Origin of the sequence: Stappia sp. (assembly GCF_048261845.1) — a bacterium.
Lineage (GTDB): Bacteria > Pseudomonadota > Alphaproteobacteria > Rhizobiales > Stappiaceae > Stappia.
Genome location: NZ_JBLXFR010000024.1, coordinates 1 through 19,193, shown reverse-complemented (window position 1 = coordinate 19,193; position 19,193 = coordinate 1). Strand labels below are relative to the sequence as shown.

General features: G+C 64.0%; 18 protein-coding genes and 2 tRNA genes. 15 read left to right on the top strand and 5 right to left on the bottom strand.

Annotated elements, in window-relative coordinates; translation table 11 throughout:
* Nucleotides 1–11: 11 nt before the first annotated feature.
* Nucleotides 12–836, top strand: a complete 825-nt coding sequence (locus ACN0T5_RS11715; RefSeq protein ID WP_417768785.1) for a cyclase family protein — start codon at nucleotides 12–14, stop codon at nucleotides 834–836.
* A 93-nt stretch (nucleotides 837–929) separates the two neighbouring features.
* Here ACN0T5_RS11715 and glnA read toward each other — a convergent pair whose 3' ends face one another.
* Together glnA and ACN0T5_RS11705 are read right to left on the bottom strand one after the other, a co-directional pair.
* Nucleotides 930–2,339: a type I glutamate--ammonia ligase gene (glnA, locus tag ACN0T5_RS11710; protein WP_417768784.1), complete on the bottom strand. Its 1,410-nt coding sequence runs from the start codon at nucleotides 2,337–2,339 to the stop codon at nucleotides 930–932.
* 102 nt (nucleotides 2,340–2,441) lie between these two features.
* Nucleotides 2,442–2,780 (bottom strand): P-II family nitrogen regulator, encoded by a 339-nt coding sequence (locus tag ACN0T5_RS11705; protein WP_186389296.1) that lies wholly within the window; start codon nucleotides 2,778–2,780, stop codon nucleotides 2,442–2,444.
* Between the two features lie 406 nt (nucleotides 2,781–3,186).
* On the opposite strand from ACN0T5_RS11705, the gene ACN0T5_RS11700 reads away from it, so the two are divergent.
* The 6 genes from ACN0T5_RS11700 to clpX all read left to right on the top strand — a co-directional run bounded on the left by ACN0T5_RS11700 (nucleotide 3,187) and on the right by clpX (nucleotide 9,261).
* On the top strand, nucleotides 3,187–3,594 hold the full coding sequence (locus ACN0T5_RS11700; RefSeq protein WP_417768783.1) for a VOC family protein: 408 nt from the start codon (nucleotides 3,187–3,189) through the stop codon (nucleotides 3,592–3,594).
* Complete coding sequence (locus tag ACN0T5_RS11695; protein ID WP_417768782.1) at nucleotides 3,591–5,123, top strand: NAD(P)H-hydrate dehydratase; 1,533 nt, start codon at nucleotides 3,591–3,593, stop codon at nucleotides 5,121–5,123. The genes ACN0T5_RS11700 and ACN0T5_RS11695 overlap by 4 nt, the downstream gene beginning before the upstream one ends.
* Nucleotides 5,124–5,277: 154 nt before the next feature.
* A tRNA-Leu gene (locus tag ACN0T5_RS11690) sits at nucleotides 5,278–5,362 on the top strand.
* A 122-nt stretch (nucleotides 5,363–5,484) separates the two neighbouring features.
* The gene (gene tig, locus ACN0T5_RS11685; protein WP_417768781.1) at nucleotides 5,485–6,834 is read left to right on the top strand and encodes a trigger factor; all 1,350 of its coding nucleotides are present in this window, start codon (nucleotides 5,485–5,487) and stop codon (nucleotides 6,832–6,834) included.
* A 273-nt stretch (nucleotides 6,835–7,107) separates the two neighbouring features.
* Nucleotides 7,108–7,749 carry an ATP-dependent Clp endopeptidase proteolytic subunit ClpP gene (gene clpP, locus ACN0T5_RS11680; RefSeq protein WP_417768780.1) on the top strand — a complete coding sequence of 214 codons (642 nt, stop codon included), beginning with the start codon at nucleotides 7,108–7,110 and terminating at the stop codon, nucleotides 7,747–7,749.
* 246 nt (nucleotides 7,750–7,995) lie between these two features.
* Nucleotides 7,996–9,261: an ATP-dependent Clp protease ATP-binding subunit ClpX gene (clpX, locus tag ACN0T5_RS11675; protein WP_306030140.1), complete on the top strand. Its 1,266-nt coding sequence runs from the start codon at nucleotides 7,996–7,998 to the stop codon at nucleotides 9,259–9,261.
* Between the two features lie 491 nt (nucleotides 9,262–9,752).
* On the opposite strand, the gene ACN0T5_RS11670 is transcribed toward clpX, so the two are convergent.
* Entirely contained in the window at nucleotides 9,753–9,866 is a 114-nt protein-coding gene (locus ACN0T5_RS11670) for a hypothetical protein (RefSeq protein WP_369293117.1), read from the bottom strand.
* Here ACN0T5_RS11670 and lon point away from each other — a divergent pair.
* The 3 genes from lon to ACN0T5_RS11655 all read left to right on the top strand — a co-directional run bounded on the left by lon (nucleotide 9,814) and on the right by ACN0T5_RS11655 (nucleotide 13,048).
* On the top strand, nucleotides 9,814–12,135 hold the full coding sequence (gene lon, locus ACN0T5_RS11665) for an endopeptidase La (protein WP_417768779.1): 2,322 nt from the start codon (nucleotides 9,814–9,816) through the stop codon (nucleotides 12,133–12,135). The genes ACN0T5_RS11670 and lon overlap by 53 nt on opposite strands.
* Nucleotides 12,136–12,318: 183 nt before the next feature.
* Nucleotides 12,319–12,594, top strand: a complete 276-nt coding sequence (locus ACN0T5_RS11660) for an HU family DNA-binding protein (RefSeq protein ID WP_417768778.1) — start codon at nucleotides 12,319–12,321, stop codon at nucleotides 12,592–12,594.
* Between the two features lie 378 nt (nucleotides 12,595–12,972).
* A tRNA-Val gene (locus tag ACN0T5_RS11655) sits at nucleotides 12,973–13,048 on the top strand.
* Between the two features lie 37 nt (nucleotides 13,049–13,085).
* Here the strand turns inward: ACN0T5_RS11655 and ACN0T5_RS11650 are convergent.
* Complete coding sequence (locus ACN0T5_RS11650; RefSeq protein ID WP_417768777.1) at nucleotides 13,086–13,838, bottom strand: FadR/GntR family transcriptional regulator; 753 nt, start codon at nucleotides 13,836–13,838, stop codon at nucleotides 13,086–13,088.
* A 189-nt stretch (nucleotides 13,839–14,027) separates the two neighbouring features.
* Between ACN0T5_RS11650 and ACN0T5_RS11645 the strand changes: the two genes are divergently transcribed.
* From ACN0T5_RS11645 to ACN0T5_RS11625, 5 genes are all read left to right on the top strand, one after another.
* Nucleotides 14,028–15,032, top strand: coding sequence for a TRAP transporter substrate-binding protein (locus ACN0T5_RS11645; RefSeq protein WP_417768776.1), 1,005 nt, complete (start codon nucleotides 14,028–14,030; stop codon nucleotides 15,030–15,032).
* 113 nt (nucleotides 15,033–15,145) lie between these two features.
* Entirely contained in the window at nucleotides 15,146–15,649 is a 504-nt protein-coding gene (locus tag ACN0T5_RS11640; protein WP_417768775.1) for a TRAP transporter small permease, read from the top strand.
* Nucleotides 15,650–15,651: 2 nt separating this feature from the next.
* On the top strand, nucleotides 15,652–16,932 hold the full coding sequence (locus ACN0T5_RS11635) for a TRAP transporter large permease (RefSeq protein WP_417768774.1): 1,281 nt from the start codon (nucleotides 15,652–15,654) through the stop codon (nucleotides 16,930–16,932).
* Between the two features lie 22 nt (nucleotides 16,933–16,954).
* Nucleotides 16,955–17,701 (top strand): ribonuclease activity regulator RraA, encoded by a 747-nt coding sequence (locus ACN0T5_RS11630; RefSeq protein ID WP_417768773.1) that lies wholly within the window; start codon nucleotides 16,955–16,957, stop codon nucleotides 17,699–17,701.
* A gap of 11 nt (nucleotides 17,702–17,712) precedes the next feature.
* On the top strand, nucleotides 17,713–18,474 hold the full coding sequence (locus ACN0T5_RS11625) for an SDR family NAD(P)-dependent oxidoreductase (RefSeq protein ID WP_417768772.1): 762 nt from the start codon (nucleotides 17,713–17,715) through the stop codon (nucleotides 18,472–18,474).
* A 141-nt stretch (nucleotides 18,475–18,615) separates the two neighbouring features.
* On the opposite strand, the gene ACN0T5_RS11620 is transcribed toward ACN0T5_RS11625, so the two are convergent.
* The coding region (locus tag ACN0T5_RS11620) for an ABC transporter permease (protein WP_417768771.1) at nucleotides 18,616–19,193 on the bottom strand (578 nt) is incomplete at its 5' end.

Genomic DNA, 19,193 nt, shown 5'->3' with positions numbered 1-19,193 from the left:
AGGGGAAAAGCATGTGTGTTCCGGGTTGTCAGGAAGTCGTGGCGCGCCGTCTGAGCCGGCGCGGCCTGTTCAAGGGCGTCGCGGGAGCGGCGGCGGGCGCGGCCGTCTTCACCGCCTTTCCCCCGCCGCGCGCCGCACAGGCGGCGGATGTGTCCTTCACGCGGGCCGTCGATCTCACCCACGCGCTGGGGGAGGATTTTCCGACCTTCTTCGGCAAGCCGCAATTGCAGATGGAGCGCACGGCGGAGTTCGCCAAGGACGGCTTCAACATGTACACGTGGCATCTGGCGGAACACACGGGAACGCATCTTGATGCACCGCTGCATTTTTCCGCCGACGGCGCGTCCGCCGACGAACTCACCATGGAGCAGCTGGTCGTGCCGCTTGCCGTGGTCGATGTCCGGGAGAAGGCCGCGGCCGATGCGGATTACCAACTCTCGGTGGAGGACCTGAAGGCCTATGAGGCGGCCCATGGCGACCTGCCGTCCGGCGGATGCGTTGCCATGAATTCCGGCTGGGCCGCCCATGTGGCGAGCGAGAAGTACCGCAACGCGGATGCGGACGGGGCAATGCATTTCCCCGGCTTTTCCAAGGAAGCGTGCCTCTACATGATGGAGAAGGGCTTGGTCGGAATGGCCTCCGACACGCTGTCGCTCGACCATGGCGCGTCGAAGACCTTCGACACGCATTACACGTGGCTGCCGTCCGGGCGCTGGGGGCTCGAATGCGTTGCCGGGCTCGACGAGGTGCCGGCCAAGGGGGCGACGCTGGTCGTCGGAGCGCCGAAGATCAAGGGCGCGACCGGCGGACCGAGCCGGGTCCTGGCGCTGGTTTAAGGCAGCGGCCAAAGAAAAACCCCCGGCCGAGGGCCGGGGGTTCGTGCGGGGCTTGGAAGGCCCCGGAGATCGCGTTGCCGAGAGGCGCGCGGATCAGACCGAGTAGTACATGTCGTACTCGACCGGATGCGGCGTCATCTCGTAACGCATGTTCTCTTCCATCTTCAGCTCGATATAGGCGTCGATCTGGTCGTCGTCCATGACGCCGCCGGCCTTCAGGAAGTCGCGGTCGGCGTCGAGGGCTTCCAGGGCTTCGCGCAGCGAGGCGGCGACGGTCGGGATTTCCTTCAGCTCCTCCGGCGGCAGGTCGTAGAGGTTCTTGTCCATCGCGTCGCCCGGATGGATCTTGTTCTTGATGCCGTCGAGGCCGGCCATCAGCAGGGTGGCGAAGCACAGGTACGGGTTTGCCGAGGGATCCGGGAAGCGAACCTCGACACGCTTCGCCTTCGGCGAGGACGTGAAGGGGATGCGGCAGGAAGCCGAACGGTTGCGCGACGAGTAGGCGAGCAGGACCGGAGCCTCGTAGCCCGGGACCAGGCGCTTGTAGGAGTTGGTCGACGGGTTGGTGAAGGCGTTCAGCGCCTTGGCATGCTTCAGGATGCCGCCGATGTAGTGCAGGCAGGTCTCGGAGAGATCCGCATACTGGTTGCCGGCGAAGACGGGCTTGCCGTCCTTCCAGATCGACTGGTGCACGTGCATGCCGGTGCCGTTGTCACCGAAGACCGGCTTGGGCATGAACGTCGCCGTCTTGCCATAGGCATGGGCGACCTGGTGCACGACATACTTGTAGATCTGCATCTTGTCGGCGTTGCGGGTCAGAGTGTCGAACTTGATGCCGAGCTCGTGCTGGGCAGCGGCCACCTCGTGGTGGTGCTTCTCGACGGTGACGCCCATCTCGGTCAGGACGGTCAGCATCTCCGAGCGGATGTCCTGGCAGCTGTCGATCGGCGGGACCGGGAAGTAGCCGCCCTTGGTGCGCGGACGGTGGCCGAGATTGCCCGTCTCGTATTCCGAGCCCATGTTCGACGGCAGTTCCATGCTGTCGACGCGGAAGCCGGTGTTGTACGGGTCTGCCGAGAAACGGACGTCGTCGAAGACGAAGAATTCGGCTTCCGGACCGACGAAGACGGTGTCGCCGATGCCGAGCGAGCTCATGTAGGCCTCGGCCTTCTTGGCGGTCGTGCGCGGGTCGCGGTTGTAAGCCTCGCCCGAGATCGGGTCGATGATGTCGCAAACGATGGCGATGGTCGACTGGGCAAAGAACGGATCAACATGGACCGACTCGGGATCGAGGATCAATGTCATGTCAGACTCGTTGATCGCCTTCCAGCCGGCGATGGAGGATCCGTCGAAGGCGACGCCCTCGGCGAACATGTCCTCGTCAACGAGGCCGGCATCCATCGTGACATGCTGCAGCTTGCCGCGCGGGTCGGTGAACCGCAGGTCGACAAACTTGATGTCCTTTTCCTTGATTTCCTTCAGAATATCGCTGGCGCTCGTCATCTATAGCTTCCCTGTTTTCCTTGGGTGTCAGTGTTTTCGTTCACGAGAGACGGGGTGGCCCTGCCTGGATGGCGTCCACTCGGTCCGTTTCTCGCGCACGGGTCAGATTGCGTCGGTGCCGGTCTCGCCGGTACGAATGCGGACCGCTTCCTCGACGGTGGATACGAAGATCTTGCCATCGCCGATGCGGCCGGTCTGGGCGGCGTTGCGGATCGCCTCGACGGCCTTGTCCACCAGATCGTCGGTGAGCACGATCTCGACCTTCACCTTGGGGAGAAAGTCGACCACGTATTCGGCGCCGCGGTAGAGTTCGGTGTGGCCCTTCTGGCGACCGAAACCCTTGGCCTCCGTCACGGTGATGCCCTGGAGACCGACCTCCTGGAGCGCTTCCTTGACCTCATCGAGCTTGAACGGCTTGATAATTGCCTCGATTTTCTTCATCGCCTCCGCCACTTCGCGTCGTTTCTGTTTCGAAATGCCGACCGTTCCGGGCCTGTGCCAACTCCTCAGTAGCACGCGGCGTGCCAACTTTGCCTGCCGAAAAAAGAGCCTGTAATTCGGGCAGTTTACCCGGAATTCTCCGCCCCGGCTAACGGACTGCCGGTTTGTGCTGATTAAACACTATGCATCATGAACAAGAAATAGGCAGGAATCGCCTTGTCGATCCGCCGACGACCGACGATGCACGGCTGCTCGCGGGAGCGGCAGTCTTGCCCGCCTTCGCAACGATGCCGTCTTGCGCATCCGTGCGGTTCGGGAAACTCTTCGAGAGGAGAACCGGAAGACGGACGCAAGCCGCGATCGCCCTTTGGCGAGGGTTCGCTCCGCAGAACAAGGGGAGACTGGGATGAGGATCGAGGCCCTCGATCATCTTGTGCTCACGGTTGCCGACCTCGACCGGACGGTCGGCTTCTATTGCGGCGTGCTCGGCATGGAGGAGGTGGTCTTTGGCGGCGGGCGGCGTGCGCTGCGTTTCGGTGCCCAGAAGATCAATCTGCACCAGGCCGGGGCCGAGTTCTCGCCGGCGGCGCGCAAGCCCGTGCCGGGGTCCGGAGACCTCTGTTTCCTTGTCGCCTCGCTCGACGAGGCGATACGGCGGCTGACGGAGGCGAAGGTCGCGATCGAGGAGGGGCCGGTGTCGCGGACCGGAGCAATGTCGCCCCTGCGCTCGGTTTACATCCGTGATCCCGACGGCAATCTCGTCGAGCTGTCCGAGCCCCAGGCGGTCGTGCTCGCCGGTGGGGCCGAGGCGTGAACGAGCTTCTGTCTCCGGAAAGGATGGCGGAGGCGGACGCGCTTGCCATCGCCGGCGGCACACCTGGCATCGAGCTCATGCGGCGTGCCGGTCTGGCGGTTGCCGATGCCTGTGCCCGGATGGTTCCGCTGGCGGCGCGGGTGCTGGTGCTCGCCGGTCCGGGCAACAATGGCGGCGACGGCTTCGTCGCCGCCACGGTCCTGCGCCGGCGCGGCTACCGGGTCGAGGTGCACCTGCTGGGCGCGCGCGAGCGGATCGCGGGTGATGCGGCGCTGGCGCTGGAGGAGATGGAGGCGGCCGGCATCGCCGTCATCCCGCTGAACGCCGGGAGCCTCTCAGGATCGCTTGCGACCGCCGGAGTTGTCGTCGATGCGCTGTTCGGTGCGGGCCTTGCCCGTCCGCTGAGCGGCGTTGCCGCCGAGGCCGTGCACCTTGTCAACGTGTCCGGATGCTTGGTGCTCAGCGTCGACCTGCCCTCGGGCGTGGAGGGCGAGGGCGGTTCGGTCCTGGGCAGTGCCATCGAGGCCGACCGGACGGTGACCTTCTTCCGGGGCAAACCGGGGCACTACCTGTTTCCCGGGCGCCGGCTGCGCGGCCTGCTGGAGATTGCCGATATCGGCATCCCAGGGGAGGTCCTGCGCACGGTCCATGCGGACTGCCGCGAGCGAACCTGGCGCAACGATGCAGGGGTGTGGGGTGCGGCGCTGCGCGCGCCGGGCTCAAGCGATCACAAATATGCGCGCGGGCATGCGGTTGTCGTCTCCGGTCCGGCCCTGTCGACGGGCGCGGCGCGGCTGGCGGCGGGCGCGGCCCTGCGTTCAGGCGCGGGGCTTGTCACCGTGGCGACCCCGCCATCGGCGGCGCTGGTCAACGCCATGCACCTGACGGCGGTGATGCTGCGCAAGTTCCAGGGGAAGGAGGGGCTGGGCGAGCTTCTTGCCGACCGGCGGCTCAATGCCATCGCCATCGGACCCGGTGCGGGCACGGGCGCGGGCACGCGCGAGCTGGTGCTCGTGGCGCTGGCCTCGGGCTTGCGTGCGGCGGTTCTCGATGCGGATGCGCTGACTGCTTTCGAAGGTGCAGCCGGGCAACTGGCGCAGGCGATCTCGTCACGGTCCGGCAAGCGCGCCGGCGATGTGGTGCTGACACCGCATGACGGCGAGTTTGCGCGCCTGTTCGGTGACACCGACCGGGTCGGCGGGCAATCGAAGCTGGCAAGGGCGCGGGCCGCCGCGCAACTGACCGGCGGGGTCGTGGTGCTGAAGGGGCCTGATACGGTGGTTGCGGCGCCCGACGGACGGGCGGTCATCAACGACAATGCTCCTGCATGGCTGGCAACGGCCGGATCGGGCGACGTCCTGTGCGGGATCGTGACCGGCCTGCTGGCGCAGGGAGTGCCGGCGTTCGAGGCGGCGGCAGCTGCTGTGTGGCTGCACGGACGGGCCGGCGTCCTCGCCGGTCCGGCGCTGACGGCGGAGGATCTTGAGCCGGCGTTGCGCCTGGCGCTCGGCGAACACTTCGCCGGATAGCGGCGCGAGGGCACGGCGAGCCGGCGGAAGGCTCCGGAAATCCGTGGCTCGCCGGGGCAGCGGCAGGCGGTGGACCATGCCCGGATTTTCCTTTGACCGCGCCAAGCGGGGTGTTATAGAGGCCGCGCCTTGACTTTGGGCGCCTATGCACGTCGCGGGCGTGGTGGAACTGGTAGACACGCCAGATTTAGGTTCTGGTGGCGCACGCCGTGGGGGTTCAAGTCCCTCCGCCCGCACCACGTCAGGCCCGAAGCGATGAGCACCGGATTTTAGCGAACCCGGCCAGACACTCCCGAGCCGGGGACCACAATCACACGAGCTGTCGGAAAGACGTTCTCGATCAAGGACGAAGCACACGACCATGCAGGTAACCGAAACGCTGGCCGAGGGGCTGAAACGCGAACTGAAAGTCGTCATTCCGGCGTCTGAGCTTGCTAGCCGCCTCGACACCTATCTTGAAGACCTCAAGGACAAGGTGAAAATCAAGGGCTTCCGGCCGGGCAAGGTGCCGATGGCGCACATGAAGCGCATGTACGGCCGCCAGGCGACCGGCGAGGTTCTCAACGAGATGCTCAACGAGACCACCCGAAAGGTGGTCGAGGAGCGCAACGAGAAGCCGGCGATGCAGCCGGAGATCGACCTGCCGCAGGACGACGCCGAGGCCATTCTCGGCGGCTCCGCCGACATCGCCTTCACGCTCAGCTACGACATCCTGCCGGAGTTCGAGATCATCGACTTCAAGAGTGTCGAGATCGAGCGTCCGATCGTCGAGATCGACGATGCCGAGGTCGATGAGCAGATTGCGCAGATCGCCGCCAACAACAAGCCGTTCACCACCAAGGACGGCGCGGCGGAAGACGGCGACCGGGTGCAGATGAGCTATCTCGGCAAGCTCGACGGCGAGCCCTTCGAGGGCGGTGCCGACGAGAACGGCCAGCTGGTCATCGGCTCCAAGCAGTTCATCCCCGGCTTCGAGGAGCAGCTCGTCGGCCTGAAGGCCGGTGACGAGAAGGTCATCGAGGTCAGCTTCCCCGAGGACTATCCGGCCAAGCACCTGGCCGGCAAGGGCGTGACCTTCGACATCGTCGTCAAGGAAGTGCAGGCCCCGGGCGAGGTCGCGGTCGACGACGACTTTGCCAAGGGACTGGGCCTTGAGGGCCTCGACAAGCTGAAGGAGATCATCCGCGGCCAGATCGAGAGCCAGTTCGGTGCGATGACCCGCCAGAAGGTGAAGCGCCAGCTTCTCGACAAGCTCGACGAGGTCTACCAGTTCGACCTTCCCGAGCGTCTGGTCCAGTCCGAGTTCGACGGCGTCTGGCGCCAGGTCGAGCAGGACATGGAGCGCTCCGGCAAGTCCTTCGAGGACGAGGAGACGACCGAGGAGGAGGCGCGCGCCGAGTACCGCAAGATCGCGGAGCGCCGCGTGCGCCTGGGCCTGGTCCTGTCCGAGGTCGGAGAGAAGAACGAGGTCAAGGTGACCGACGAGGAGGTGCAGCGCGCCCTCTACGAGAAGGTTCGCCAGTTCCCGGGCCAGGAAAAGGAGGTTTTCGAGTTCTACCGGAGCAATCCGACGGCACTCGCCAGCCTGCAGGCCCCGATTTACGAGGAGAAGGTCGTCGACTACATCCTCGAGCTCGCCAAGGTTACCGACAAGACGGTCACCAAGGACGAGCTGATGGCGGAAGACGAGGGCGACGAGACCGCTGCCTGATCCTTCGCCGGCCAGTGAAACGAGGAACGGCCCCGGCATCATGCCGGGGCCGTTTCGTCTCGCGGACCTTGTGGGTTTTAACCCTTGCCCACGGCTGGCCAGTACCTATCTTTCGGAACAAGGCGACATCCCTTATGTATGGGTGTCGCTTTTTTCGACTCAAGACCGATACAGAGACCGCTCCTTTCCGATCGTGCCGTGGCACAGTGCCCGAAAGGTCGAGCCTTCAAGACAAGGAAGGCGAGGGGCGTTCCTCCAGAGCATGGACGAGGCATGAAGGATCCAGTCGATTTCGCCGTGAACTCACTCGTTCCGATGGTCGTCGAGCAGACGAACCGGGGCGAGCGCGCGTTCGATATCTATTCGCGGCTCCTCAAGGAGCGCATCATCTTTCTCACGGGGCCGATCGAGGATCACCTGGCGACGCTGATTTGCGCCCAGCTTCTGTATCTCGAAGCGGAAAACCCGACCAAGGAGATCGCGATCTACATCAATTCGCCCGGCGGACTGGTGACGTCGGGTCTCGCGATCTATGACACGATGCAGTTCATCCGGCCGGAAGTGTCGACGCTGTGCATCGGCCAGGCGGCCTCGATGGGGTCGCTGCTTCTGGCGGCCGGCGCCAAGGGCAGCCGTTTCTCGCTGCCCAATTCGCGCGTCATGGTGCACCAGCCTTCCGGCGGGTTCCGCGGGCAGGCGGCAGACATCATGCTGCACGCCCAGGAGATCCTGAAGCTGAAGAAGCGGCTGAACGAGATCTACGTCAAGCACACCGGGCAGACGCTCGACCAGGTCGAGGCTGCGCTCGAGCGCGACAACTTCATGACGGCCGAGACGGCCAAGTCGTTCGGCATCATCGATGAGGTCATCGCCGACCGGTCGAGCCTGGGCGGCGGCGAAAGCAAGCCGAAGTGACGTGACGGACTACGGGAAAGCCGCGAATCGATGGATGTTGCGGTTTCCCACCGCCGGGCAAAACCGGTGCCATGCGTTCGCCTTAAACGTATATTGATTTTTGAGGTGGAAGCATGATGACAATTGCGGGACGAGTGCGGGCGCGTCGTAGGTCCGGTTCCGGGAAAGAGATGGACACTTGAACGTTCATCTCGCCAAGACACAGCGGAAGACCGGTAGTCTTCCGAACCACGCGGGGTTTACCTGATGACTAAGGCCAGCGGCGGCGACTCGAAAAACACGCTCTACTGCTCTTTCTGCGGAAAGAGCCAGCACGAAGTGCGCAAGTTGATCGCCGGCCCCACCGTTTTTATCTGCGACGAATGCGTCGAGCTGTGCATGGACATCATTCGCGAGGAGAACAAGTCCTCGCTGGTGAAGTCGCGTGACGGTATTCCGACGCCGCAGGAGATTCGTGCCGTTCTCGACGACTACGTGATCGGCCAGGGTCCGGCGAAGAAAGTTCTCTCGGTCGCGGTGCACAACCACTACAAGCGGCTCAATCACGCGTCGAAGAACAACGACGTGGAACTGGCGAAGTCGAACATCCTGCTTGTCGGCCCGACCGGCTGCGGCAAGACGCTGCTGGCCCAGACGCTGGCGCGGATTCTCGACGTGCCCTTCACGATGGCCGACGCCACCACCCTGACCGAAGCCGGTTATGTGGGCGAGGATGTCGAGAACATCATCCTCAAGCTGCTCCAGTCGGCCGACTACAATGTCGAGCGGGCGCAGCGCGGCATCGTCTATATCGACGAGGTCGACAAGATCAGCCGCAAGGCCGACAACCCGTCGATCACGCGCGATGTATCGGGCGAGGGTGTCCAGCAGGCGCTTCTGAAGATCATGGAAGGCACGGTCGCCAGCGTGCCGCCGCAGGGCGGCCGTAAGCATCCGCAGCAGGAATTCCTGCAGGTGGACACGACCAACATCCTGTTCATCTGCGGCGGCGCTTTCGCCGGCCTGGAGAAGATCATCTCCGACAGAAGCCGCAAGACGTCGATCGGCTTCAAGGCGAATGTCGAGGCGCCGGAAGACCGGCGCACCGGCGAACTGTTCAGCGAGCTGGAGCCGGAGGACCTGCTGAAGTTCGGTCTGATCCCGGAATTCGTCGGCCGTCTGCCGGTGATCGCGACGCTTGGCGACCTCGACGAGGAAGCCCTGGTCGAGATCCTCACCGAGCCGAAGAACGCGCTGGTGAAGCAGTACCAGCGGCTGTTCGAGATGGAGAATGTCGAGCTCACCTATCACGAGGAAGCGCTCAAGGCGGTTGCCCGCAAGGCGATCGAGCGCAAGACCGGCGCGCGCGGACTGCGCTCCATCCTCGAGGCGATCCTGCTCGACACGATGTACGAGCTTCCCGGCCTCAAGGGCGTCAAGGAAGTCGTGATCTCGGCCGAGGTCGTGACCGGCGAGGCTCGTCCGCTCTACATCTATGAGGACCGGGCGGAGAATTCCGCGACGACGGCCTGATCCGGCGCACTGGCGCTTGTTGTCAAAAGACCCCGGGCTGCCTTGCGGCCCGGGGTCTTTTCGCGTCCGCGAGCCGTCATGCAGGCAGATCTTCTCCGGCTCAGGATCCGTCCGCCGACAAGGATGCCGGAGAATTGCGGGATTTCCACCGTTTGCTCCCGCGCAAACCGCAGTTTTTCGGCGAATCAGCGCGTATTGGGCGTAGTCTTGTGGCAACGCGGGGCGAACGTGCCGACGGCGCGCCTTGACACGCTGGAGGGGGCTCGCCACCTATTGGCATAACAGGCAAGCGGGGCGACCGCCGCCGTGCCCGGAAAACGGGGCAGCGGGGATCGGCCAGCCAGGACACCGAAGCGCATGCGCAAAGGCGATCCGGCACCGCTTTCCGGCAATGCGCCCGTCGTGTCTGCCACTCCCCGGGGCGGCGGGTTCGCAAGGAAAGGAAAATCCATGACTGAGTTCGATGTGCGGCCCGAGGGCGAAGATACGCTTCATCCCGTCCTGCCCCTGCGCGATATCGTCGTTTTTCCGCACATGATCGTGCCGCTCTTCGTGGGTCGCGAAAAGTCGATCCGCGCGCTTGAAGAGGTGATGAGCGCCGACAAGCAGATCCTGCTTGCCACGCAGATGAATGCCTCCGATGACGAGCCGGACCCTTCCGACATCTATGAAGTCGGCACGCTGGCCACCGTGCTGCAGCTGCTCAAGCTGCCGGACAACACCGTCAAGGTGCTGGTCGAGGGCGTTTCGCGCGCGAAGATCACCTCCTACACCGAGCGCAGCGACCTGTTCGAGGCCTATGCCAGCGTCCTGACGGACGAGGAGAGCGACACTGTCGAGGTCGAGGCGCTGTCGCGTTCGGTCGTCTCGGAGTTCGACAATTACGTCAAGCTCAACAAGAAGGTGTCGCCCGAGGTTCTCGGCGCCATCGGACAGATCGACGACAATTCCAAGCTCGCGGACACCATCGCCTCGCACCTGGCCGTCAAGATCCCGGAGAAGCAGGAGATCCTCGCGATCACCTCGGTTGCCGGGCGGCTGGAGCGGGTGCTCGGCCTGATGGAGAGCGAGATCTCCGTCCTGCAGGTGGAAAAGCGCATCCGCTCGCGCGTCAAGCGCCAGATGGAGAAGACCCAGCGCGAGTACTATCTCAACGAGCAGATGAAGGCGATCCAGAAGGAGCTCGGCGACGGCGAGGAAGGCCGCGACGAGGTGGCCGAACTGGAAGAGCGCATCACCAAGACCAAGCTCTCCAAGGAGGCGCGCGAGAAGGCCAATGCGGAGCTCAGGAAGCTCAAGCAGATGAGCCCGATGTCGGCGGAAGCCACGGTCGTGCGCAACTATCTCGACTGGCTGCTCGGCATTCCGTGGAGCAAGAAGGGCAAGGTCAAGCACGACCTGAAGCATGCCCAGGAGGTGCTCGACGCCGACCATTACGGGCTGGAGAAGGTCAAGGAGCGCATCGTCGAGTATCTCGCCGTGCAGAAGCGCGCCAACAAGCTGAAGGGGCCGATCCTGTGCCTCGTCGGCCCTCCGGGCGTCGGCAAGACCTCGCTTGGCAAGTCGATCGCCAAGTCGACCGGGCGCGAGTTCGTGCGCATGTCGCTCGGCGGCGTGCGTGACGAGGCGGAGATCCGCGGTCACCGGCGCACCTATATCGGCTCGATGCCCGGCAAGGTCATCCAGTCGATGAAGAAGGCGAAGAAGTCCAACCCGCTCTTCCTGCTCGACGAGATCGACAAGATGGGCATGGATTTCCGCGGCGATCCCTCGTCGGCGCTGCTTGAGGTGCTGGATCCGGAGCAGAACTCGTCCTTCATGGATCACTACCTGGAGATCGAATACGACCTCTCGGACGTGATGTTCGTGACCACGGCGAACACGCTCAACATCCCGGCGCCGCTGATGGACCGGATGGAGATCATCCGTATTGCCGGCTACACCGAGGACGAGAAGGTCGAGATCGCCCGCCGTCACCTGTTGACCAAGGCCGAGAAGGACCATGGCCTGAAGGACGGCGAGTTCGAGGTGTCCGACGCCGCGCTGCGGCTCGTCATCCGTCGCTACACCCGCGAGGCGGGCGTGCGTAACCTTGAGCGCGAGCTGGCGACGCTCGCCCGGAAGGCGGTCAAGGAGATCCTGATGTCCGAGAAGCCGGCCATCAAGGTCGACGAGGCGGTCGTCGAGGAGTTCCTGGGTGTGCCGCGCTATCGCTACGGCGAGGCAGAGCTTGAGGATCAGGTCGGTGTCGTCACCGGTCTTGCCTGGACCGAGGTGGGCGGCGAACTGCTGACCATCGAGGGCGTGATGATGCCGGGCAAGGGCAAGATGACGGTGACCGGCAACCTGCGCGACGTGATGAAGGAGTCGATTTCCGCCGCTGCGTCCTATGTGCGCTCGCGGGCCGTCGACTTCGGCATCGAGCCGCCGCTCTTCGACAAGCGCGACATCCACGTGCACGTGCCGGAAGGGGCGACCCCGAAGGACGGACCGTCGGCGGGCATCGCCATGGCCACCGCCGTGATCTCGGTGATGACCGGCATTCCGGTGCGTCGCCACGTGGCGATGACCGGCGAGATCACGCTGCGCGGGCGGGTGCTGCCGATCGGCGGCCTCAAGGAGAAGCTCCTCGCGGCCCTGCGCGGCGGCATCACCACGGTGATGATCCCGGAGGACAATGCCAAGGATCTCGCCGAGATCCCCGACAACGTCAAGAACGGGCTGGAAATCATCCCGGTGGCGCGGATGGAGGATGTCCTGAAGACGGCCCTGGTGCGCACTCCGGAGCGTATCGAATGGGACGAGGCCGCGGCGGAGGCGGCAGCCAAGGCGGTTGTCAAGGATGACGATAGCAGCAAGCTGATCGCCCATTGATCCACCGCTTATTCACAAAAAAGGGGCCCCGACGCCGGTTGGGGCCCCTTTGCCATTAAAAAAGGCCAAAAATCGCGGATTTCTGCGCTTTTCAGCTTGCCACGGGCTCGATTTCGCAAGAGTGTCCCTCCCCGAAGCCTGTCACGAATCGTCGGGCTTTCTGTTTCCAGGAAAGGGACTGCCATGAACAAAAACGATCTGATCGGCTCTGTCGCAGAGAAGACGGGCCTCACCAAGGCGCAGGCCGGCGAAGCCGTCGATGCGGCGCTCGACGCGATCACCGGAACCCTGAAGAGCGGTGGCGAAGTCCGTATCATCGGCTTCGGCAACTTCTCCGTTTCCGCGCGCGCTGCCTCTGAAGGCCGCAACCCGCGCACCGGCGAGACGATCCAGATTCCGGCGTCGAAGACCCCGAAGTTCAAGGCCGGCAAGGACCTCAAGGACGCCGTCAACGCCTGAAGGCAGACCGTTCTGATTTACCCGACGGCCCCGCGGGCGAAAGCCCGCAGGGCCGTTTTGCGTTGAGGCGCGGGTTTCGCGGGGCAGGGCAGGGCCTTGCAGGGCCGGCCGGCGGCCACGGTCCTTCCCGAAGGATGATGCAGAGCGGCGCCCGGGATGCGGTCCTGAGCGTGGCGGGGCGGCGGCATGCGTTGCGACACGGGTCGCTAAGACGGGGCGGGGCATCCGCGCTCTTGCGGAGACGGGACAAGACGCACGCGGCTGTTGAATTCGCTGGCGGCTCGGCTTAAAAGGCACGGGCCTCGAACGCGCCGCCGGTAGCGGCGCCAGTTTCGCGGCACTCGCGCGGTCCGGCTCCTGCAGCCCGACCCTGTCGCGGGGCGGTTAGCTCAGTTGGTAGAGCGCCTCGTTTACACCGAGGATGTCGGGAGTTCGAGTCTCTCACCGCCCACCATTTTCCGGTCGGGCCACGCCCTCAGACGTTTTCGACCCTAGCCGCCCGTTGCGATGAAGCGTTTTTCGCTCTGAAGAAGATGGTCCCGCATGGCGGTCCGGGCACCCTCCGCATCGCGCCGGGAGATCGCCTCCACGAGGCGGGCGTGCTCGCTTTCCAGCATGGACAGTTGGTAGAGCTTGCGGGACTGTTCGCCGCCATACAGCGAACCGGAGGCCGTCAGCGTCGCGTGACGGGAGATGTAGTCGAGAAACTCCAAATAAAACCGGTTGTTCGTCGCCTCGGCGATGCAGCGATGGAGTTCGAAATCCTTCTCCGACGCGTCATCATTGTTCTGGAGGGCGATGCGGAAGGCCTCGAAGGCCTCCTGGATACGCTCGTACTGGGCGGGTGAACGTCGCTCGGCGGCCAGGCCCGCCGCCTCGATCTCGACGCCCTTGCGCAGTTCCAGCAGTTCGAGGAGGTCCGACCTCTTCTTCAGATCGTCCGGCAGAAACGGGATTCGTGTTTCCCGCGCCGGCGGTTCGCACACGAAGGCACCCACGCCGTGCCGGATCTCGATCAAGCCTTCCGCCCTCAATTGTGCGAGTGCCTCGCGCACCACCGTCCGGCTCACGCCGAATGCGTCCACAAGGTCCTTTTCCCGGGGAAGCTTGTCGCCGACGGAAAAGGCACCGTTGCGGATCTTTTCGCCAAGCTCCGACTGGACCCTTTCAGTCAGGGAAAGCCGGGCCTGTCCGCCCTTGTCTGCCGGAACCTCGGGCAGGGAAGGTGTGTGGGACGCGTTCATCGGGAGGCTCCTGCATGGAACGGGCGAGGGGACTTCGCCAACCGGTACAGCATAGGGCATCGGGGTGCAAAACCGAACGCTCATCTGACCTCGAACGATAAGAGATATTATCTCTTGAAAATGAGATTTCAATGAGATTATATCTCCGGCGTGCGCTGGAGGGCGCATCACTCGTTCCGGGAGGATCCAATGAACACAGCACTTTCCATTTCCAGGCTGGCGCGCGCGGGCGCCGTTGCCCTTGCCATCGCCATTCCGTTTGGCGCAGCCTCGCAGGCAGGCGCGGCCGAGTGGCGCGGCTGGAACATTCACGTTGCGGACTATCCCGTCTCCCATGGCATGGAGGCGTTTGTCGCGGAGGTCTCGGAGAAGACGGACGGCCGGCTGGGCGGCAAGGTCTATCACTCGGGCGTGCTGGGGTCCCAGCCGGACGCCATCGAGCAGATTCGCCTTGGCGCGATCGACTTCGGCGTCTTCAGCCTCGGGCCGATGGGCCAAGTGGTGCCGGAGGCCAACGTCGTCTCGTTGCCGTTCATCTTCAAGAGCGTCGACCAGATGTACCGCCTGATGGACGGGGACGCCGGCGCCGCGATCGGCGAGGGGCTGGAGAAGAAGGGAATTGTGGCGCTTGGCTGGTACGATGCCGGGGCGCGCTCCTTCTACAACTCCCGCAAGCCGATCAGCGTACCCGCCGACGTTTCGGGGATGAAGGTCCGCGTGATGAACAACGACCTGTTCGTCGGGATGATCGAGTCGCTTGGCGGCAATGCGACGCCGATGGCCTTCGCCGAGGTCTACCAGTCGCTGAAGACCGGTGTGGTGGACGGTGCGGAGAACAATCCTCCGTCCTACGAATCCACCAATCACTATGAAGTGGCGAAATTCTACTCGATCTCGGAACACCTGATCATTCCCGAGTGCCTGTGCATGAGCAAGAAGACGTTCGACGCCCTTTCCGAAGACGACCGCAAGATCGTCCTGGAGGCCGGCAAGGCGAGCGCCGAGATGCAGCGCAAGCTCTGGGCCGAGCGCGAGAAGAAGAGCATGGAGACCGTGCTGGCTGCCGGTACCCAGGTCAACGAGATCTCCGACAAGGCTCCGTTCCAGCAGGCGATGGCGCCGGTCTATGACGGCTTCCTCAAGGAAAACCCGCAGCTGACCGAACTGGTCGACCTGATCCGCAACGCGGACTGAGGACTTCGACCGCCATTCCGGCCGAACCGCCCGCGGCGCCATCCGGCGCCGCGGGTTCACAAGCCGATATCCTCGAGGTGACATCCGTGTTCCGGAAAACGAGATCCGAGAGCATGTTCGCGCAAGCGCTGAACCTGCTGAGCCAATTGTGTCTTTTTGCCAGTTCCTGCGCGCTCGTGCTTCTGGTCGTCGTTTTCGGCTGGCTGGTGTTCGGGCGCTATGTGCTCAACGTGACGCCGACCTGGGTCGAACAGCTGTCGCTGCTGCTTGTCGGATACATCGCCTTCGTGGGCAGCGCCGCCGGCGTACACGAGGACACGCATCTGGGCGTGACGCTCTTTCGCGAGATGCTGGCCAGCCCCTTTCGCGAGATCGCCGAGGTCCTTGCCGATGTGATCATGGCGGGGTTCGGCGTGGTGATGACGCTCGCCTGCCTTGAACTGATGCAGTTCGGCTGGTCGACCAAGCTGCCGATGCTCAACATTCCGGAAAGCTTCCGTACGCTTCCCGCTCTGTTGTGCGGAGCGTTCACCTTCCTCTTCGCCGGTTCGCGTGCACTCGTTCAGGCCGGGCGACTGCTGCAGGTGACGGGCCCGGCAGACAAGGGAGGCCTCTGATCATGGGACTTGCAATCCTTCTCGGCGTGTTCAGCGGCTGTCTTCTGCTCGGCGTCCCCGTTGCCTTTGCCATGGGCATCGCGGCCGCGTCGGCCTTCTACTATGAGGGCTTTCCTCTTCTCCTCACGTTCCAGAGAACCATTTCGGGCATCTCGGTCTTCTCGCTTCTGGCGATTCCGTTCTTCGTGTTTGCCGGTGAAATCATGCTGCATGGCGGCATCGCCGCGCGGCTCGTGCGCTTCGCATCGACGCTGGTCGGGCATGTGCGGGGCGGCCTTGCCAAGGTGAACATCTTTTCCAGCATGCTCTTCGGCGGCATCTCCGGGTCCGCCGTTGCGGATATCTCCGCCCTTGGCTCGCTGCTGATCCCGGTCATGAAGGAAAAGGGGTACAGCGCCGATTATGCGGTGAATGTCACGGTGACCTCGTCCATCGCGGGGATCGTCATTCCGCCCAGCCACAACATGATCATCTTCGCCGTTGCGGCCGGTGGCGGCCTGTCGATTTCCAAGCTGTTCCTGGCCGGTGTCGTGCCCGGCATCCTGATGTGCGTGTGTCTGGCGATCGCTGCCTATCTGGTCGCATTGCGGAAGAACTATCCGGCCGAGCCGTTCCCCGGCTGGCGTGCGGCGGCTGCCTCGGCCGTTTCCGCGGTGCCGGGTCTTTTCACCGCAGTGATCATCGTCGGCGGCGTGCTGTCGGGCATCTTCACCGTTACCGAGTCGGGCGCATTCGGCGCGATCTACGCGCTGGCACTGACGGTGCTCGTCTATCGCTCGCTGTCGTGGAGCGCGTTCCGCACGGCCGTCACCTCGGCGGTCCGCACCACCGCCATGGTGATGATCCTGATCGGCTTCGCCAGTGCCTTTGCCTATCTTCTGGCGCTCTACCAGGTGCCGCTGCTGCTCACCGATCTGCTGATCACGATCTCCGACAATCCGCTGATCATCCTGCTGATGATCAACGTGATGCTGCTGATGCTCGGCATGATCATGGACATGGCGGCCCTGATCCTGATCTGCACGCCGATCTTCCTGCCGATCGCACGTGAGATCGGCATGGACCCCGTTCAGTTCGGCATCATGCTGCTGATGAATCTCGGACTGGGTCTGTGCACGCCCCCGGTGGGAAGTTGCCTGTTCGTCGGCTGTGCCGTGGGGAAGGTGCGGATCGAACAGGCGCTGAAAACGATCTGGCCCTTCTATCTGGCCCTGCTGGCAGCCTTGCTGCTGGTGACCTACGTCCCGGCGGTGTCGCTGACATTGCCGGCCCTGTTCGAATGATCCTGGCTGGAGAGGATACGACATGACTGTTTCCGGAGAAACGCTGGCCGAGGCGACCCTCGAGGTCTTCCGCCACGCATCGACCGCGAGCGTCGCGACCTTGCTGTACAAGCGGGGGCTTCGAACCAACTTCGTGCAAGGCGTCCGGCGTCTGGGCGGGGACCGGCCCAACATGGTCGGACAGGCCTTTACCTTGCGCTATGTTCCAGCCCGCGAGGACCTCAACGGACTGGAGGTCTTTCAGGATCCGGAACATCCGCAGCGCGTGGCCGTCGAAACGGTGCCCAAGGGACAGGTGCTCGTGATGGACTGCCGCGGGGATGCAAGCGCGGCCTCGGCCGGAGGCATCCTGGCCAAGCGCCTGGAGTATCGCGGGTGTAGCGGCATCGTGACCGATGGCGGATTGCGTGATACCCGTGAGATTGCCCGCATGAGCCTGGCCGCCTATTGCGGCGCCCCTTCGGCACCGACGAACCTGACCAAACACCAGGCGATCGACATCAATGTTCCGATCGGGTGCGGCACGGCCCCGGTCTTTCCCGGGGACCTTGTCGTTGGTGATGCGGACGGGGTGATCATCGTGCCCCTGCACATGGCCGGCGAGATCGCGGAGGAACTCGTGCAGATGGAGGCCTTCGAGGCTTATGTTCTCGAAGAGGTCACCAAAGGGGCAAGCATTATCGGGCTCTATCCGCCAAATGCGGCGACGCGGGCCCGGTTCGAAAAGCAATTCAAGCCCGACAGGCTCCAATCCGCAAGAAACTCGTGAAAGGTTCGAGAATGAATATCAGCATGAAGGACAAGGTCGTTCTGGTCACCGGCGGCAGCACCGGTATCGGGGCAGCGACGGCCAAGGCATTTGCCGCAAATGGCGCGAAGGTCGCGATCAATTATGCGCGCAGCACCGACGCGGCCCAGGCGGTATGCGACGAGATCAAGGCCGCTGGCGGTGTTGCGGACCTGTTTCAGGCGGATGTCAGCCAGTCGTCACAGGCGCGCGACGTGGTTGATGCCGTGGTCCGGCGGTTCGGCCAGCTGGACGTCCTGATCTGCAACGCGGGCGGTCTCGTCGACCGGAAAGGGCTTCTGGACCTCACCGACGAATTCTACGACCAGGTTCTCGACCTGAATGTCCGGTCGGTGGTGGCCTCGTGTGCGGCCGCCATTCCGCATCTGGAGAAGACGCGCGGAAATGTCATCGTGACGGGCTCGGTCGCATCGCAGATCGGGGGCGGGGCGGGGGCCAGCCTTTACGCCGCGTCCAAGGCGGCCGTGCAGAACCTGGTCAAGACCTACTCCAAGGAGTTCGCGGGCAAGGGGATCCGGTTCAACTCGGTGTCGCCGGGCACCATCTACACGCTGTTTCACGAGCGGCACACCAAGCCGGAGGTGCTGGACATGATCACCAAGTCCATCCCGATGGGGCGGCTTGGCAAGCCGGAGGACTGCGCAGGCGCGTATCTGTTCCTCGCCTCGCATGACCTTGCCGGTTACATCACCGGGCAGACGATCGAGGTGAATGGCGGGCAGTTCATGGCGTGATACCGGACGGCGGCGGATGACGGATCCCGCCGCCACGCACCGCGAAACAAAAAGGGCCGGCGTTCCCGCAGGAGGAACGCCGGCCCTTTTCGGTTGTCTGGCCGGTTGTTCGGCCGGTTTCCGTCCGGGTCGTCGGGCTGGTCAGCGCCGCCAGCGAACGAAGTAGCGCTCCAGAAGCGTCACGAAACCGAAGACCGAAAGCCCCATCAGGCTGAGCAGCAGGATCTGCGCGAAGACGCGTCCCACACGCAGCTGGCTCGCGGCGACACGCACCAGTTCGCCAAGGCCTTCGCCGCCGCCCATGTACTCGCCGACGACCACGCCGATGACGCTCCACACGGCCGCGAGCTTCAACCCTGCGAAGATGTAGGGCGTTGCGAAAGGCATCTGCAGCTTGACCAGCGTCTGCCAGCGGTTCGCCTCCAGCGAGCGGAACAGCATCGTCATGTTGCTGTCCGTTGCCGCCAGTCCCGCCGCCGTGTTGATGGTGACCGGGAAGAAGGAGATGAAGGCCGCCATCATGATCTTGGATTCAATGCCGAAGCCGAACCACGCCACGAACAGCGGCGCGAAGGCGACCTTCGGCATCGTGTTGATCGCCACCACATAGGGCATGATGGCCTTCCGGCCGAATGCGGTCGCGCCGATGATCATGCCAAGCCCCAGACCGACGGCGGAGGCCAGCATGAAGCCGAACACCACCTCAACCAGGGTGATCC